The 14,346-nt window shown below is 69.8% G+C and carries 11 protein-coding genes; 9 read left to right on the forward strand and 2 right to left on the reverse strand.

What is annotated here, in order from left to right:
• The first annotated feature begins 29 nt into the window (after positions 1-29).
• From AC1PPL_RS13250 to AC1PPL_RS13270, 5 genes are all read left to right on the forward strand, one after another.
• Entirely contained in the window at positions 30-227 is a 198-nt protein-coding gene (locus AC1PPL_RS13250) for a hypothetical protein (RefSeq protein ID WP_015914278.1), read from the forward strand.
• Positions 228-310: 83 nt separating this feature from the next.
• Positions 311-511: a hypothetical protein gene (locus AC1PPL_RS13255; protein WP_011806784.1), complete on the forward strand. Its 201-nt coding sequence runs from the start codon at positions 311-313 to the stop codon at positions 509-511.
• Between the two features lie 34 nt (positions 512-545).
• Entirely contained in the window at positions 546-2,252 is a 1,707-nt protein-coding gene (locus AC1PPL_RS13260) for an MBL fold metallo-hydrolase (protein ID WP_479973480.1), read from the forward strand.
• A complete protein-coding gene (locus AC1PPL_RS13265; RefSeq protein WP_479973481.1) occupies positions 2,245-3,045 on the forward strand; it encodes an rRNA pseudouridine synthase in 801 nt (266 codons plus the stop codon). The genes AC1PPL_RS13260 and AC1PPL_RS13265 overlap by 8 nt, the downstream gene beginning before the upstream one ends.
• Positions 3,046-3,227: 182 nt before the next feature.
• Positions 3,228-5,021 (forward strand): lysoplasmalogenase family protein, encoded by a 1,794-nt coding sequence (locus AC1PPL_RS13270; RefSeq protein ID WP_479973482.1) that lies wholly within the window; start codon positions 3,228-3,230, stop codon positions 5,019-5,021.
• 4 nt (positions 5,022-5,025) lie between these two features.
• On the opposite strand, the gene ruvB is transcribed toward AC1PPL_RS13270, so the two are convergent.
• Positions 5,026-6,096, reverse strand: a complete 1,071-nt coding sequence (ruvB, locus tag AC1PPL_RS13275; protein WP_047350631.1) for a Holliday junction branch migration DNA helicase RuvB — start codon at positions 6,094-6,096, stop codon at positions 5,026-5,028.
• A 224-nt stretch (positions 6,097-6,320) separates the two neighbouring features.
• Here ruvB and AC1PPL_RS13280 point away from each other — a divergent pair, with 224 nt between their 5' ends.
• Genes AC1PPL_RS13280 through AC1PPL_RS13295 form a run of 4 tightly spaced genes read left to right on the forward strand, consistent with a single transcriptional unit; the run spans position 6,321 to position 12,327 of the window.
• Positions 6,321-6,959: a DUF2760 domain-containing protein gene (locus AC1PPL_RS13280; RefSeq protein WP_479973483.1), complete on the forward strand. Its 639-nt coding sequence runs from the start codon at positions 6,321-6,323 to the stop codon at positions 6,957-6,959.
• A gap of 8 nt (positions 6,960-6,967) precedes the next feature.
• Positions 6,968-8,878 carry an Hsp70 family protein gene (locus AC1PPL_RS13285; protein ID WP_479973484.1) on the forward strand — a complete coding sequence of 637 codons (1,911 nt, stop codon included), beginning with the start codon at positions 6,968-6,970 and terminating at the stop codon, positions 8,876-8,878.
• Positions 8,879-8,888: 10 nt separating this feature from the next.
• Complete coding sequence (locus AC1PPL_RS13290; RefSeq protein WP_312566776.1) at positions 8,889-9,482, forward strand: NAD(P)H-dependent oxidoreductase; 594 nt, start codon at positions 8,889-8,891, stop codon at positions 9,480-9,482.
• A 4-nt stretch (positions 9,483-9,486) separates the two neighbouring features.
• Complete coding sequence (locus AC1PPL_RS13295) at positions 9,487-12,327, forward strand: Hsp70 family protein (RefSeq protein ID WP_479973485.1); 2,841 nt, start codon at positions 9,487-9,489, stop codon at positions 12,325-12,327.
• A gap of 33 nt (positions 12,328-12,360) precedes the next feature.
• On the opposite strand, the gene AC1PPL_RS13300 is transcribed toward AC1PPL_RS13295, so the two are convergent.
• Positions 12,361-14,271, reverse strand: a complete 1,911-nt coding sequence (locus AC1PPL_RS13300) for a trypsin-like peptidase domain-containing protein (protein ID WP_479973486.1) — start codon at positions 14,269-14,271, stop codon at positions 12,361-12,363.
• Positions 14,272-14,346 lie beyond the last annotated feature (75 nt).

Below are 14,346 nucleotides of genomic sequence, written 5' to 3' on the forward strand. Positions count from 1 at the left end.
CGGGCCACGATAACGACAACGGAGGTGCGATGACCCTGACGATGGATGTACTCGACCGGCTGCATGCCGCCGACCCGAATGCCGCGACGGAACTGGTGCAAGACAGCGCCGACGCCGTGGCGCTCATCGAACTGCTGGAGATGCTGTGGAACTGTGGCATTCCGCGCGCGCCGCAGTTGCTGGAGCCCGTGCTCCAGCGGCTGCTGCAGCTGCGTCCCACGGATTGAACACGTCCGCCGCGGGTGCGGTTCGGCCGGCATGGGCAGGTTGTCCCTTTGATCGCCCCCAGAAAAGAGAGAGCGAGGCCACCATGACTCTGACCGTTGACGTACTTGACCGGCTGCACGCCGAAGACGTTGCCACCGCCACCCATCTCGTGCAGCGCAGCGCCGACGGCGCCGCGCTGATCGAGCTGCTGGAGATGCTCTGGAGCGTGGGCATCCCGCGCGCCAAGCCGCTGATCGGCCCGGTGCTGGAGCGCCTGTCCCAGCTGCGCCCGCTGCAGGGCTGATGGCGGGCGGCGTGCGCCTGCCGATAATGCGCCGATGCCACGCCTGAGCCAACAACTACACCCCCACCGCGAGCCGGTCACCCCCCTTCATGCAGCCACCGTGCTGCTGCTGCGCGATGCGCCTCGGCCCGGCGGCGGCAGCACGCTGCAGGTGCTGATGACGCGCCGCTCGGACAAGGCCAGCTTCGTGCCCGGCGCCTACGTGTTCCCCGGCGGCGGCATCGAGACGCAGGACGCCGACCCCGCCACCCACGCCCTGGCCGACCACCGCCCGGCGCAGACCGCCGCGCGCCTGACCGACGCGCTGGCCGCCATCCGCGAAAGCTTCGAGGAGCTGGGCGTGCTGCTGGCGCGCCACGGCGACGGCCGCTGGGCCGGGGCCGACGACATCGCCGCCATCGCACGCCAAGCACCGGCCGGCACCACGTTCGCCGCGCAATGCGCCGCGCGCGGCCTGCGCCTGGCGGCCGACCGCGTGTACTGGCTGGCCCACTGGACGGCCGACCGCAATTTACCGAAGCGCTTCGCCGTGCCCTTTCTCGTCGCGCGCATGCCCGAGGGGCAGGAGCCCGTGGCCGACGAGTCCGAGCAGTTCGAGCCCGTGTGGGTGAGCCCGGCTGACGCGCTGGCGCGCCACGAGGCGGGGCAGTTCTTCATGATCTTCCCCACCATCCGCACGCTGCAGCGCCTGGCGCAGTTTGCGGACGTGGACGCCGTGCTCGCCGCCGTCGCGCACGAGCAGCCTCTGTGGGTCAGCAGCCCGCGCTCGGGCCTGCTGGGCGGCAAGGAGGCGCGCTTCATGGAGGATGAGGCGCCCTTCGGCGAGCTGGCGCTGGTCACGCCCACGGGCCGCGGCGAGCATGCGCTGGACTGGCAGAGCGAGACGCCCGTGCCGCTGCTGAAGAACGTGCAGCGCCTCACCGCCCCCAACCCCGGCGTGATGACCGGCCCCGGCACCAACAGCTACCTGGTGGGCGACCCGGCCACGGGCTACATCGCCATCGACCCCGGTCCGGCCGACACCGAGCACCTGGACAAGCTCTGGCGCGCCGCGGGGGGGGACATCCGCATGATCGTGTGCACCCATTCGCACGCCGACCATTCCCCCGGCGCCGCGCCGCTGCAGGCGATGTGCGTGCGCGCCGGGCGCGCCGCGCCGCCCATCCTGGGCCTGCCCTCGGCACCCACGGCACGTGCGGCCAGCCAATTCACGCCCGATCGCTCGCTACAAGATAATGAGCTGCTCACGCTTGCTGGACAAGGGCCGGACGGCGAAATCACCCATACCCTGCAGGTCATCCACACGCCCGGCCATGCGGCCAACCATCTGTGCCTGCTGCTGCGCGAGGACGGGCTGCTGTTCTCGGGCGACCACATCCTGAACGGCAGCACCACGGTCATCGACCCGCCCGACGGCAACATGGCGGACTACCTGGATTCGCTGGACCGGCTGGACGCGCTGTGCGCCGAACACGGCGCCGACTTCATCCTGCCCGCGCACGGCTACGTGCTGGGAGGCCCGGAAGATGGGGCGCGCACCGCCATCGCGCGCCTGAAGGCCCACCGCCTGGCGCGCGAGGCCAAGGTGCTGGCCGCCATGCAGGCCCAGCCCGAAGGCAGCATGGACGACTGGGTGCGCCTGGCCTACGACGACGTGCCGGCGCGCATGTGGCCCATCGCGCAGCGCTCGCTGCTCGCGCATGTGGAGCGCATCCGCATGCTGGAGCCCGGCAATGACTGAGTCCAGCCATCCAACGGACGCGGTGCGCCTGTCCAAGCGCGTGGCGCAGCAGTTCCAGTGCTCGCGCACCACGGCAGAGCAGTACATCGAGGGCGGATGGGTGTCGGTGGACGGCCAGGTGGTCGAGCTGCCCGGCGCGCGCGTGGCGCCCGCACAAAGCGTGGTGCTGGCGCCGGACGCCAACCCGATGGAGCTCACGCCCGTCACCCTGCTGCTGCACAAGCCGCCGGGCTACGAGGCGGGGCTGGGTCTGGTCACTGGCGCGACGCACCGCGCACCGGGCGCGCACGGCAGCCGCAGCCAGGGCGCGCCGCAAGCCGTCGCGCTGCTCAACGCGCAGTCGCACCTGCCCGAAGACGCCGCCGGCACGCGCGTGCTGCTGCGCCATTTCAAACAGCTCGAATGCTTCACGCCGCTGCCCACCGAGGCCAGCGGCCTGGTGGTCTACACGCAGGACCGGCGCGTGGCCCGCAAGCTGCAGGAAGACATCGAAACGCTGGAACAGGAATGCATCGTGGAGGTGGCAGGCCAGATCACGGACGGCGGACTGCAAAAGCTCTGCCACGGCCTGAGCTTCAATGGCCGACCGCTGCCGCCCATCAAGGTCAGCTGGCAAAGCGAGACACGCTTGCGCTTCGCGCTCAAGGGCATCCGCCCCGGCCAGATCCCGGCCATGTGCGAAGCCGTGGGCCTGTCCGTGCGGGCCATCAAGCGCATCCGCATCGGCCGCGTGCCCCTGGCCAAGGTGCCCCAGGGGCAGTGGCGCTACCTGCAGCCGTGGGAGCGGTTCTGAGCGGACGCGGGCCCCGGCGGCCGGGACGGACAGCGATGACGGCGACGCGGGTCGCCTTGCGGCGGCATCGAAGCGCGCGCCCCCCTTCAGCGCAGCCAGGCCCACCTACCCGATTTTCAGGCGCAGGCGCTTAAGGGTTGCCCTCCTCGCGGCGGGCTTGGCTGCAGCCCACAATCGTTCCCATGTCCGGCAGCCAGATCATCGTCCTCGTCACCCCGGTGTTCCTCGCCCTCATGGCGCTGGAATGGGCCATCGGCCGTTGGCGCGGGCGGCCCGCGCTGCGGCTGGCCGATGCGGTGAGCAGCGTCAGCCTGGGCATGCTCAGCCAGACCAGCGCGGTGTTCACCGTGCTGCTGCGCGTGGGGCTGTACACGCTGGCCTATGAACACCTGGCGCTGTGGCGCAGCGAGGCGTTCTGGACCACCTGGTACGGCTGGCTCATCGCGCTGGTGTTCTACGACTTCTGCTACTACTGGCTGCACCGCATGGGGCACGAAGTGGCCGTGCTGTGGGCCGCGCATGCGGTGCACCACCAGAGCCAGGACTACAACCTGTCCACCGCGCTGCGCCAGACCAGTTCCGGCGCGGTCCTGGGCTGGGTGTTCTACCTGCCGATGGCGCTGGCGGGCGTGCCGCCGCTGGTGTTCGTGGTGGTGGGGCTGGTCGACCTGCTGTACCAGTTCTGGGTGCATACCGAGCAGGTGGGGCGGCTGGGCTGGTTCGACCGCTGGTTCTGCAGCCCCAGCAACCACCGCGTGCACCACGCCGTGAACGACAGCTACCTCGACAAAAACTACGGCGGCATCCTGATCGTGTGGGACCGGCTGTTCGGTACCTTCAAGGACGAGGACCCGCGGGAGAAATGCGTGTACGGCACGCGCGTCCTGCTCAACAGCTGGGACCCGCTCTGGGCCAACGCCCAGGTGTATGCGGGCCTGCTGCACGACAGCTGGCACGCCCGCCGCTGGGCGGACAAGCTGCGCGTGTGGCTGAAAGCCCCCGGTTGGCGCCCCACCGATGTGGCGCAGCGCTTTCCCAAGCCGGCCTTCAACCTCCACGACATGCCCCTGTTCGACCCGCCCCTGTCCGCGCCGCTGCGCTGGTTTGCCGGCGTGCAGTTCGTGCTGCTGCTGGCGGGCGTGGCGGCATTCCTGTGGCAGGCCGACGGCGCACCGCTGGCGACCAACGCCGTGTGGTTCGCTACGCTGCTGGCCTGCCAGTGGGCGCTGGGCGCGGCCATGCAGGGGCGCATTGGCATGGGGTTGGCGCTGATGATCGAAGCCGGGGCGCTGGCCACGGCGACCAGCGCGCTGGGGTTCACGGCGTGGCACCTGCTGTTCAAGCCGCTGACCATGGCGATTGCTATTGTTTATGTAGCTAATCACGCTTATCCAATGAGCGCTACAGGCCGTTTTGGCTTGAACCGGTCATGCTGGCTGCTGCTGGGCGCGCTGCTGGGTTCGCTGGCGGGCGACGTGTTCCTGATGCTGTCAGAGCACCTGTTCATTCCCGGGCTGGTGAGTTTCCTGCTGGCGCACCTGTGCTACATCGCGCTGTTCAAGCAGGGCGCGGGTTGGTTCGGCCACCGCGGGGCACTCGGGGGTACGCTGGCGCTGGGCATCTGCATGTACGCCTTCCTCTGGCACGGCGGATTGCCGGCCGCGCTGCGGGTGCCGGTGGCCGTGTATGTGGTGGTGATCGCGCTGATGGCGGCGCAGGCCTGGGGGCGCCACGCGGCGCTGCGCGAGCGCTCGTCGCTTGCGGTGGCGCTGGGCGCGTGCTGCTTCATGCTCAGCGATTCGCTGCTGGCCACCAACCGCTTCGTGCAGCCGCTGCCCTTGTCGCAGCTGTGGGTGCTGGCCACCTACTATGCGGCCCAGGTGCTCATCGTGAGTGGGATGGTCACAGCGCTGACCCGCGGCGCAGCGCACCAAGCCGACGCGCGGACGCAGCCGCTCACCCCCCACGCGGCCTGAGCGATCAGGCGGACTCGAACAGCCCGCCCGCCGCGCGCGGCGGCGCCACGCCCAGGTGGCGGTAGGCGGCCAGCGTGGCCACGCGCCCGCGCGGTGTGCGCTGCAGATAGCCCTGCTGAATCAGGTAGGGCTCGATGACGTCCTCGATGGTGCCGCTCTCCTCGCCGATGCTGGCGGCAATGTTGTCCAGTCCCACGGGGCCGCCGTCAAAGCGGTGCACCACGGCCTCCAGCAGCTTGCGGTCCATCACGTCGAAGCCCTGCGGATCCACGTCCAGCATGGTCAGCGCGCGGTTGGAAATGTCCAGGGTGATGTGGCCCGAACCCTTCACCTCTGCATAGTCGCGCACGCGGCGCAGCAGGCGGTTGGCGATGCGCGGCGTGCCGCGCGAGCGACGCGCGATTTCCATGCCGCCCTCGGCATCGATGGGCGCGCCCAGCAGGCCGGCCGATCGCATGACGATGCGCGCCAATTCATCGGGCGTGTAGAACTCCAGCCGCGCAACGATGCCGAAGCGGTCGCGCAGCGGGTTGGTGAGCATGCCCGCGCGCGTGGTGGCGCCCACCAGCGTGAAGGGCTGCAGGTCCAGCTTGATGCTGCGCGCGGCCGGCCCCTCGCCGATCATGATGTCGATCTGGTAGTCCTCCAGCGCGGGGTAGAGGATTTCCTCGACCACGGGCGAAAGGCGGTGGATCTCGTCGATGAAGAGAACGTCGTTGCGTTCCAGGTTGGTGAGCAGCGCTGCCAGGTCCTTGGGCTTTTCCAGCACGGGGCCGCTGGTCTGGCGCAGGTTCACGCCCAGTTCGGTGGCGATGATGTGGCTGAGCGTGGTCTTCCCTAAGCCCGGCGGGCCGAACAGCAGCACATGGTCCAGCGCCTCGCCGCGCTTCTTGGCCGCGCCGATGAAGATCTCGAGCTGTTCGCGCGCCTTGGCCTGGCCCACGTACTCCTGCAGCAGCTTGGGGCGCAGCGCACGCTCCAGCGCTTCCTCCTGCGAGGAGGCCGGCGCGGCCGACACCACGCGCTCGCGCGCCGGAGGGGGAGAGGGGGCAAAGTCGTCGGTATGGATCGTCATGCGAAGCGGACCAGGAAGGGCGCGTGCATTGTCCCCCATTCCCCCGCGCTGCCGTGCCGCCCCGCCACCCCGCGCGGGCCAGGGATAGCCGCCTTTCGGTAACATCGCCGCCTTCGCGCGCCGCGCGCGGGCGAGCCCCGTCCCCCTCCCGGACCACTCGAACGCCGCACCCGCCCCTGTGCGCCGCGCCGCCTCGGCCCGGCGCCCCCTTGCAGCGACAGCCCATGAACACTCCAGCACCCCCCTCCTTCCTGAGCCGAATGGCCATCGCCATCGGCAGCTTTTTCGCCATCCTGGGCAACGGCCGCCTGGCCGCCGACATCCAGCGCCTGCGCGCGGGTGAAGCGCTGGCCGCCGACGTGGCGCCGCCGGCTCCCCAGGCAGTGCGGGTGGAAGTGCCCGTGGAGAAAATCGTGGAGAAGATCGTCGAGGTCCGCGTGGAGGTGCCCGTCGAGAAAGTGGTGGAAAAGCGCGTCGACGTCGCCACCGACACCGCCGCGCTGCAGCTGCTGGGCCTGCTGCAGCGCGAGGCGCGCCTGGTGGACTTTCTGCAGGAAGACGTGGCGCCCTACTCCGATGCCGAGATCGGCGCCGCCGCGCGCGTGGTCCACGAGGGCTGCCGCAAGGTGCTGCGCGAGCATTTCACCATCGAGGCCGTGCGCCCGGAGGGCGAGGGCAGCCACGTCACCCTGCCGGTCGGCTTTGACGCCACGGCCGTGCGCCTCACGGGCAATGTGCTGGGCCAGGCGCCGTTCACGGGGCAACTGACCCACCGCGGCTGGAAGGCGACCGCCGTGCGCCTGCCGCAGCTCACCGACCCGCGGGCCGCCGCCGTGCTGGCCCAGGCCGAGGTGGAGCTGTGAACACGGATATGCCCAACACTCCTGAAACCATAGCTGCCAGCGCTTACCCCGCAAGCGCTTCAGGCAAAAACAACGCCCAGTACAGCATCGGCATCGATCTGGGCACCACCCACTGCGCGCTGTCGTACGTGGACCGGCACGCCAGCGACGGCGACGCCGTCGTGCAGCAGGTGCTGGATATTCCGCAACTCACCGGACCGGCCAGCGTGGAGGCGCGGCCGCTGCTGCCCTCCTTCCTGTACCTGCCGCATGAGAGCGAGTTGAGCGCCGCCGACACGGCGCTGCCCGGTGGCGACGCAGGCCAGGACGGCGTGGTGGGCGAGCTGGCGCGCACGCGCGGCGCGGCCACGCCGATCCGCCTGGTGTCCAGCGCCAAGAGCTGGCTGTGCCACCCGGGCGTGGAACGGCGTGCGCCCATCCTGCCGCCCGATGCGCCGCCGGAGGTGCCGCGCGTGTCGCCCCTGGCCGCATCGGCGCGCTACCTGTCGCACCTGCGCTGGGCCTGGAACCAGGCCCACCCCGATGCGCCGCTGGAGCAGCAGGACATCACCGTCACCATTCCCGCATCGTTCGACCCGGCCGCGCGCGAGTTGACGGCCGAGGCCTGCCGCGCCGCCGGCCTGGAGCGCCTGACGCTGCTGGAAGAGCCCCAGGCCGCGCTGTACAGCTGGATCCAGGCCAGCGGCGGCGGATGGCGCAAGCAGGTCGCGAGCGGCGACGTCATCCTGGTGGTGGACGTGGGCGGCGGTACCACGGACCTGTCGCTGATCGCGGTGCTGGAGAAGGACGGCGCCCTGGAACTGCAGCGCGTGGCGGTGGGCGAGCACATCCTGCTGGGCGGCGACAACATGGACCTGGCGCTGGCCTATGGCGTGGCGCGCAAGCTGGCCCAGGAGGGCAAGCCGCTGGACGCCTGGCAGACCCGCGCCCTGGCCCATGGCTGCCGCGCAGCCAAGGAGCAGCTGCTGGCCGACGAGGCGCTGCCATCCGTGCCTGTGGTTGTCCCCAGCCGCGGTAGCAAGCTGATCGGCGGCAGCATCCGCACCGAGGTGACGCGCGCCGAAGTACAGGCGCTGCTGGTCGATGGGTTCTTCCCTCAGGTGGCCGTGGGCGACAAGCCGCTGACCCGCGCGCGCGGCGCGCTCACGCAACTGGGCCTGCCCTACGCGCAGGACGCGGCCGTCACGCGCCACCTGGCGGCCTTCCTGTCGCGCCAGCTGGATGCCACGGCACAGATCCCTGGCCTGGCCGGCAGGCAAGCGGGGGGCGCCAGCTTCCTGCACCCCACGGCCCTTCTGTTCAACGGGGGCGTGCTGAAGGCCCCCCAGATCGCTGAGCGCATCGTCGGCGTCATCAACGGCTGGCTGGCTGCCGAGGGCGCCGCCCCCGCCCGGCTGCTGGAAGGCGCCCAGCTGGACCTGGCCGTGGCACGCGGCGCGGCGTACTTCGGCCATGTCACTGCGGCGGGGCGCGGCGTGCGCATCCGCGGCGGCGCGGCGCAAAGCTACTACGTGGGCGTGGAGAGCAACATGCCCGCCATTCCCGGCATGGAGCCGCCCCTGAGCGCCCTGTGCCTGGCGCCGTTCGGCATGGAGGAAGGCACCGAGGTCGCGCTTCATGCCCAGGAGTTCGGCCTGGTGGTGGGCGAGCCGGTGCGGCTGCGCTTCTTCGGCTCCAGCGTGCGCCGCGGCGACACCGTGGGCACGCTGCTGGACTTCTGGGGACCCGAAGAGCTGGTGGAACTGCAGGAGATCGAGGCCCACCTGCCCCCCGAGGGCCGCACGCCCGGCGAGGTCGTACCCGTCACCCTGCACGCCCGCGTGACCGATATCGGCACGCTGGAGCTGAGCGCCGTGCCCGTGGGAGGCCACGAGCGCTGGAAGGTGGAGTTCGACGTGCGCGCCCAGACACAGGCCTGACGCCGGCGCCATGCACTGTCTGGTCGTCATCGCGCATCCGCTGGAGGACAGCCTGTGCCAGTCGCTGGCGCAGGAAGCCATCCGCACCCTCACCGCCGCAGGGCACACGGTGCAGGTGGAGGACCTGTGCCGCACGGGCTTCGCGCCCGCGCTCACGGCGGCGGAGCGTCGCAGCTACTACGGCACGGCCTTCGACGGCGGCGCCGTGCAAGCGCAGATCGACCGGCTGCTGCTGGCTGAGGCGCTGGTGCTGGTCTTTCCGACCTGGTGGTTCGGCTTTCCGGCGGTGCTCAAGGGCTGGTTCGACCGCGTATGGGCGCCCGGCGTGGCTTACGACCATGCGACCGACCTGGGGCCCATCCGCCCCCGCCTGCACCGGCTGCGCAGGACACTGGCCATCACCACGCTGGGGTCGCCCTGGTGGGTGGACCGGCTGGTGCTGCGCCGGCCTGTGCGGCGCGTGCTCAAGACAGCGCTGCTGGGCACCTGCGCGCCACGCAGTGCCTTCGACATGCTCTCGCTCTACGGCGCCGAGCGCCTGTCCGCCGCCCAGGTGCAGCGGTTCAACGCGCGCATCGCACGCGCGCTGTCTTCGTGGGCTTAGCCGGGTGAAGCGCTACACCGTCGGCATCGACCTGGGCACCAGCCACACCGCCTGCGCCTATGCGCCGCTGGAAGGCCGCGCGGCGGTCATCGCACTGCTGCCCATCCCGCAGCGGCTCTCGGCGGGCGAGGTGCAGGCGCAGCCGCTGCTGCCCTCGGTGCGCTACCAGGCGGCACCCGGCGAGTTGGGCGAGGCGTGGCGACAGCCGTGGCCGCCCCTGGAGGCCACGGACGACACCCCGGCCACCCTCGGCCGCTGGGCGCGCGACCTGGGTGCAGCCGTGCCAGGGCGGCTGGTGGAAAGCGCCAAAAGCTGGTTGTCCCACCCTGGCGTGGACCGCACGGCGCCCATCCTGCCCTGGGGTGCACCGCAGGACGTGGCCCGGATCTCGCCGGTGCAGGCCAGCGCTTCGTACCTGGCACATGTGCGCGCGGCATGGGACGCTGCCCACCCCGACGCACCGCTGCATGCACAAGACCTGGTGCTCACCGTGCCGGCTTCGTTCGACGAGGGCGCGCGCGCGCTCACGCTGGAAGCCGCACGCTTGGCCGGCTTGCCAGCGCTGCAGCTCTTGGAAGAGCCCAAGGCCGCATTCCACGACTGGCTGGCGCTGCAAGGCGAACAACTGGCCGCGCAATTGGCGGGCTGCCGCCTGGTGCTGGTGGTGGACGTGGGCGGCGGCACCACGGACCTCACGCTGATCCGCGTGGACACGCAGGCCGGCGGCACGCCCCGGCTGACGCGCATCGCCGTGGGAGAGCACCTGATGCTGGGCGGCGACAACATGGATCTGGCGCTGGCGCACCTGCTGGAGCCGCAGTTCGCCGGCGACGGTGGCCACCTGCCCGCCGCGCGTTTGCCCGCCGCGCGCTTCGCCCAACTGGTGCAGCGCTGCCGGCAGGCCAAGGAGTTGCTGCTGGCCGACGGCGCCCCCGACAGCGCCGCAGTCACGCTGCTGGGCGCGGGCAGCCGCATGCTGGCGCAGACGCACAGGGCCGCGCTCACACGCGCGCAGGTGCTGCAATGCGTGGTGGAAGGCTTTCTGCCGCAGGTGCCGATCGGCGATCGCCCGGCGCGCCGCCAGGGTGCGCTGCGCGGGCTGGGCCTGCCCTACCCCGCCGACGCAGCCATCACGCGCCATCTGGCGCAGTTCCTGGCGCAGCACGCCGGGGGCGATTTGCCCGACACCCTGCTGCTCAACGGCGGGGTATTCCATGCACCGGCGCTGGTGCAGCGGCTCACGGAGGTGCTTGCGCACTGGCGCGGCGCACCGCCCCGCGTGCTGCACAACCCGCACCCCGACTGGGCCGTAGCACGCGGTGCCGCGGCGTACGGGTTGGCGCAGCATTCATCATCAAATACGCACACAGCCCAGTCAGGACAAGCGCCAGCAGCTCCTAAAACCATAGTCCCACGCATCGGCGGCGGCTCGGCGCGCAGTTACTGGCTGGTACTGCCGGGCAAGGCGGGCACTGCGCCGCAGGGCATCTGCCTGCTGCCCCGCGGCACCGAAGAAGGCGTGCGCCTGGTCCTGACGAGCCGGCGCTTCGCGCTGCGGCTGGGCCAGGCCGTGCGCTTCGCGCTGGTGGCGCGCAGCCAGGGCCAGGCGCAGGCCGGGCAGATTGCGCCGCTGGAGGGTGATGGCTGGGCGGAACTGCCGCCGCTGGCCTCGGCGCTGCCCGCACCCGAAGGCCGCGCCACCGCCCAGGTGGAGGTGCAGCTGCAGGCCTGCATGACCGAGGTGGGCACGCTGGAGGTGCGCTGCGTGGCAACGCAGGAGGCGGACCAATCCTGGCTGCTGCCCTTTGCCGTGCGCGGCGCGGCGGGCACCGATGGCGCTTCAAAATCGATAGCTGCCAGCGCAGAATCGGAAAGCGTCAACGGCCAAAAAGGCTCGGAGGGTAAAGCCTCACGCCTGCCCCAGGCGCTGGCGCTGATCGACCGCATCTTTGGCACCCAGGCACAGGACGTGGCGCCCAGGGAGGTGCGCCAGCTGCGCCAGTCGCTGGAAAAACTCCTGGGCCCCCGCGCCGGCTGGGACGTGGCCTTGCTGCGCGCGCTGTTCGATGCATTGCTGGCGCGTGCGCGCCGCCGCCGGCGCACGCCCGAGCACGAACGCACGTGGCTCAACCTGGCAGGCTGGTGCTTGCGCCCCGGGGTGGGCGCCGAGCTGGACGCGTGGCGCATCGCGCAGGTCTGGCAGCTCTACCCCCAGGGCCTGGGCCACGGCCAGGACGCCGCCAACTGGACCGAATGGTGGGTGTTCTGGCGCCGTGTGGCCGCGGGTCTGGACGAGGCGCAGCAGATGCAGGTGCTGGAGGCGGTGGCCGGCTGCATGCAAAAGACCGTGCAACGCAGCCAGGGCAAGGCCGCGTGGGGCAGCTACGACGACATGCTGCGCCTGTTCGCCGCCATGGAGGCCGTGCCCTGGCAGTACCGCCAGGAAATGGGCCAGTGGATGCTGCAGCGCCTGCTGCGGCCCGATGAGTCCGCACAGACCTGGTGGGCCATCGGCCGCCTGGCCGCGCGCCAGCCGCTGGCAGCCAACGCCCACCGCGTGATGCCGCCCGAGGCCGCGGCCGAGTTTCTGCATGCCACGCTGCGCGAGGACTGGCGCCACAACGAGCATGCCCTTTTCGCCGCCGTGCAGATCGCCCGCATGACCGGCGACCGCGCCCGCGACCTGCCCGACGCTCTGCGCACCGAAGTGCTGGTAAAGATGCGCGCCACCCACGCGCCCGCACGCTGGATCGCGCTGGTGGAACAGCCCACGGCCATGGAGGCCGAGGACCAGCAGCGCAGCCTGGGCGACAGCCTGCCGCCCGGGCTGGTGCTGGTGGGATGAGGCCTCGCAGACGCCCACCCCGAAAGACGCTGATTACTGCGACGTCCAGACGTAATAGGCGACGTTTTCGTACATGAACGCCGGGAGGGTTGAGATGACGAAGTCACGCTCTGCTGCACTCACGGTGTAGAAATGCGCGCCCGTCTGGGAGTTATAGAAACGGTAGACGGGCATGGCACTGCCACCCGCTGCACTTTGTGCATACCAGGTGGGGCCTTCGTACTGGAACGCCGGCAGGGTGACATTCACATAGTCGCGTTCGGCCGTGCTGATCGTGTAGAAGTGCGCGCCGGTGCCCGTGTTGTAGAAGCGGTACACCGCGCTCAAGCCCGCTTGCTGCACGGGGTAAGCATAGAACGCCACGTTCTCGTACTGGAATGCAGGCAGTGTGGCGATGACGTAATCACGCTCTGCAGCGCTGTTGGTGTAGAAATGTGCGCCGGTTTGTACATTGTAAAAACGGTAGACCGCTGTGCGCGAGCCACCCGTACCGCCTCCGGGCGTCCCCGCGGAACCTGCCTCCAGCCATTGCTTGAGGGCCGGATACACGATGTCGAAGCGTGCGTAGTTGTCGGAGCCTGCGGTGGTGGAGCAGGTGGCACTGCCATTGGAGAGCGTACCCGTCAAACGTCCGTCGAAGAAGAGCCCCGAACCGCTGCTGCCGGGCTCGGTCGTTCCCTGGCTCCAGCCCACGTTGTAGTAGTAGCCGCTGGATGAAGCACCGCACAGGTACGAGCCTGCATCGGCGGGAATGCAGTTGTTCAGGCCACGTACCGCACCAAAGCTGATCTTTTGCAAATCGCCGCGCGGGTGGTGAACCCCCACCACGCTCTGGCCTGCAGAGCGTGTGCCGGCGTCCCATCCCGCAAAGACGGCGCCTGCGGGCGGCGTGTCGTTCAAGCGCAACAGGGTAGAGTCCGGGTTGTCCGACGTATACAGCAGCGTCGCGCCGTTGCGTAGCACACGATAGGACGCAGAAAGCGTGCGCGCATCGCAGCTGGGCGAGCGATAGAACCACGAGGTTTGCAATGTGGACGCCACGGTCTGGCTGCTGATGCAATGATTCGCGGTAATGAAATAAGGCGTCGCCGTACTGTTGCGATCATTGAGCAGCGTGCCCGTGCAGAGGTAGCCGTATCCGTCCTTGACGAACAGCATGCGCGCTACCGCATTGCGCTGTGTGCTGTAGTTGTCATAGCAGGTGGCGTCCAGGTTGCAATAGCCGGATTCATTGATCTTGGCTGTGATGGCCTGCTCATCCTCCAGCGGCAGCGAGAGGTTTTCGTAGACATGCATCACCTGGGGAATGGACAAGCGCAGGGTGTCCGTGGAGGTGCCGGGCGGCAGTTCGATCTCCAGTGTCACCTCATCACCGCCACTGTCAGGTGTCCACCAGGTACGACCCTCGGCGCTGACATCCCCCGCCGCGGCGTTGGCATGCAGGATCTGCAGGACACGCTGGCCTGCAATTTCAAATACGGCATCGCGGTTGCGCTGCGTATAGACGCGCAGCAAAGCGCTGCCCGGAAGCTGGTCCACCACGACGCCCAGGCGCAGTCCATATGCGTTTTCTGACGTCACACTCACCGCAGCCACCCAGCCACCGTTGGCAGACCTCTGCCAGGGCAACATTTCGCCCAGTGCCTGGGGTGTCGCAGTCGTGGAGCTTGTCCGCTGCGCGCCCACTTGCAGAGCGCCCCCTAGCGGTACGGCAGCCTTCTCGGCGACCCAGGCGCCCAAATTCACTTGAGCGGCGGGAATCACGGCAGCGGCCATGCGCTTGGTGGGCACGAATTCCTCGGGGGTGTCCCCAGGCTGGGTATAAGCCTGCACGCGCAAGGGATCGAGATGGACTGATTGCGCGTAGACACCGAAGCTCAACGCCGCGCTAAGACAGACGACAGCGGCCCCCGCGATGGCGCCTCGAAATTTTTTGAGTGGCATACCCTCTCCCAATGTAGTGGCGCCACATTCTAGAGTCGGCAGCGGCGCTTACCCCAAAGACGCAACTGCCCCAAA

The sequence above is a fragment of the Diaphorobacter sp. B2A2W2 genome (assembly GCF_056730635.1).

What these genes read in the sequence shown, in the direction of transcription:
- AC1PPL_RS13250 (WP_015914278.1), top strand. Translation starts at nt 30, where the DNA reads ATGACCCTGACGATGGATGTACTCGACCGGCTGCATGCCGCCGACCCG.
- AC1PPL_RS13255 (WP_011806784.1), top strand. Translation starts at nt 311, where the DNA reads ATGACTCTGACCGTTGACGTACTTGACCGGCTGCACGCCGAAGACGTT.
- AC1PPL_RS13260 (WP_479973480.1), top strand. Translation starts at nt 546, where the DNA reads ATGCCACGCCTGAGCCAACAACTACACCCCCACCGCGAGCCGGTCACC.
- AC1PPL_RS13265 (WP_479973481.1), top strand. Translation starts at nt 2,245, where the DNA reads ATGACTGAGTCCAGCCATCCAACGGACGCGGTGCGCCTGTCCAAGCGC.
- AC1PPL_RS13270 (WP_479973482.1), top strand. Translation starts at nt 3,228, where the DNA reads ATGTCCGGCAGCCAGATCATCGTCCTCGTCACCCCGGTGTTCCTCGCC.
- ruvB (WP_047350631.1), bottom strand. Translation starts at nt 6,096, where the DNA reads ATGACGATCCATACCGACGACTTTGCCCCCTCTCCCCCTCCGGCGCGC.
- AC1PPL_RS13280 (WP_479973483.1), top strand. Translation starts at nt 6,321, where the DNA reads ATGAACACTCCAGCACCCCCCTCCTTCCTGAGCCGAATGGCCATCGCC.
- AC1PPL_RS13285 (WP_479973484.1), top strand. Translation starts at nt 6,968, where the DNA reads ATGCCCAACACTCCTGAAACCATAGCTGCCAGCGCTTACCCCGCAAGC.
- AC1PPL_RS13290 (WP_312566776.1), top strand. Translation starts at nt 8,889, where the DNA reads ATGCACTGTCTGGTCGTCATCGCGCATCCGCTGGAGGACAGCCTGTGC.
- AC1PPL_RS13300 (WP_479973486.1), bottom strand. Translation starts at nt 14,271, where the DNA reads ATGCCACTCAAAAAATTTCGAGGCGCCATCGCGGGGGCCGCTGTCGTC.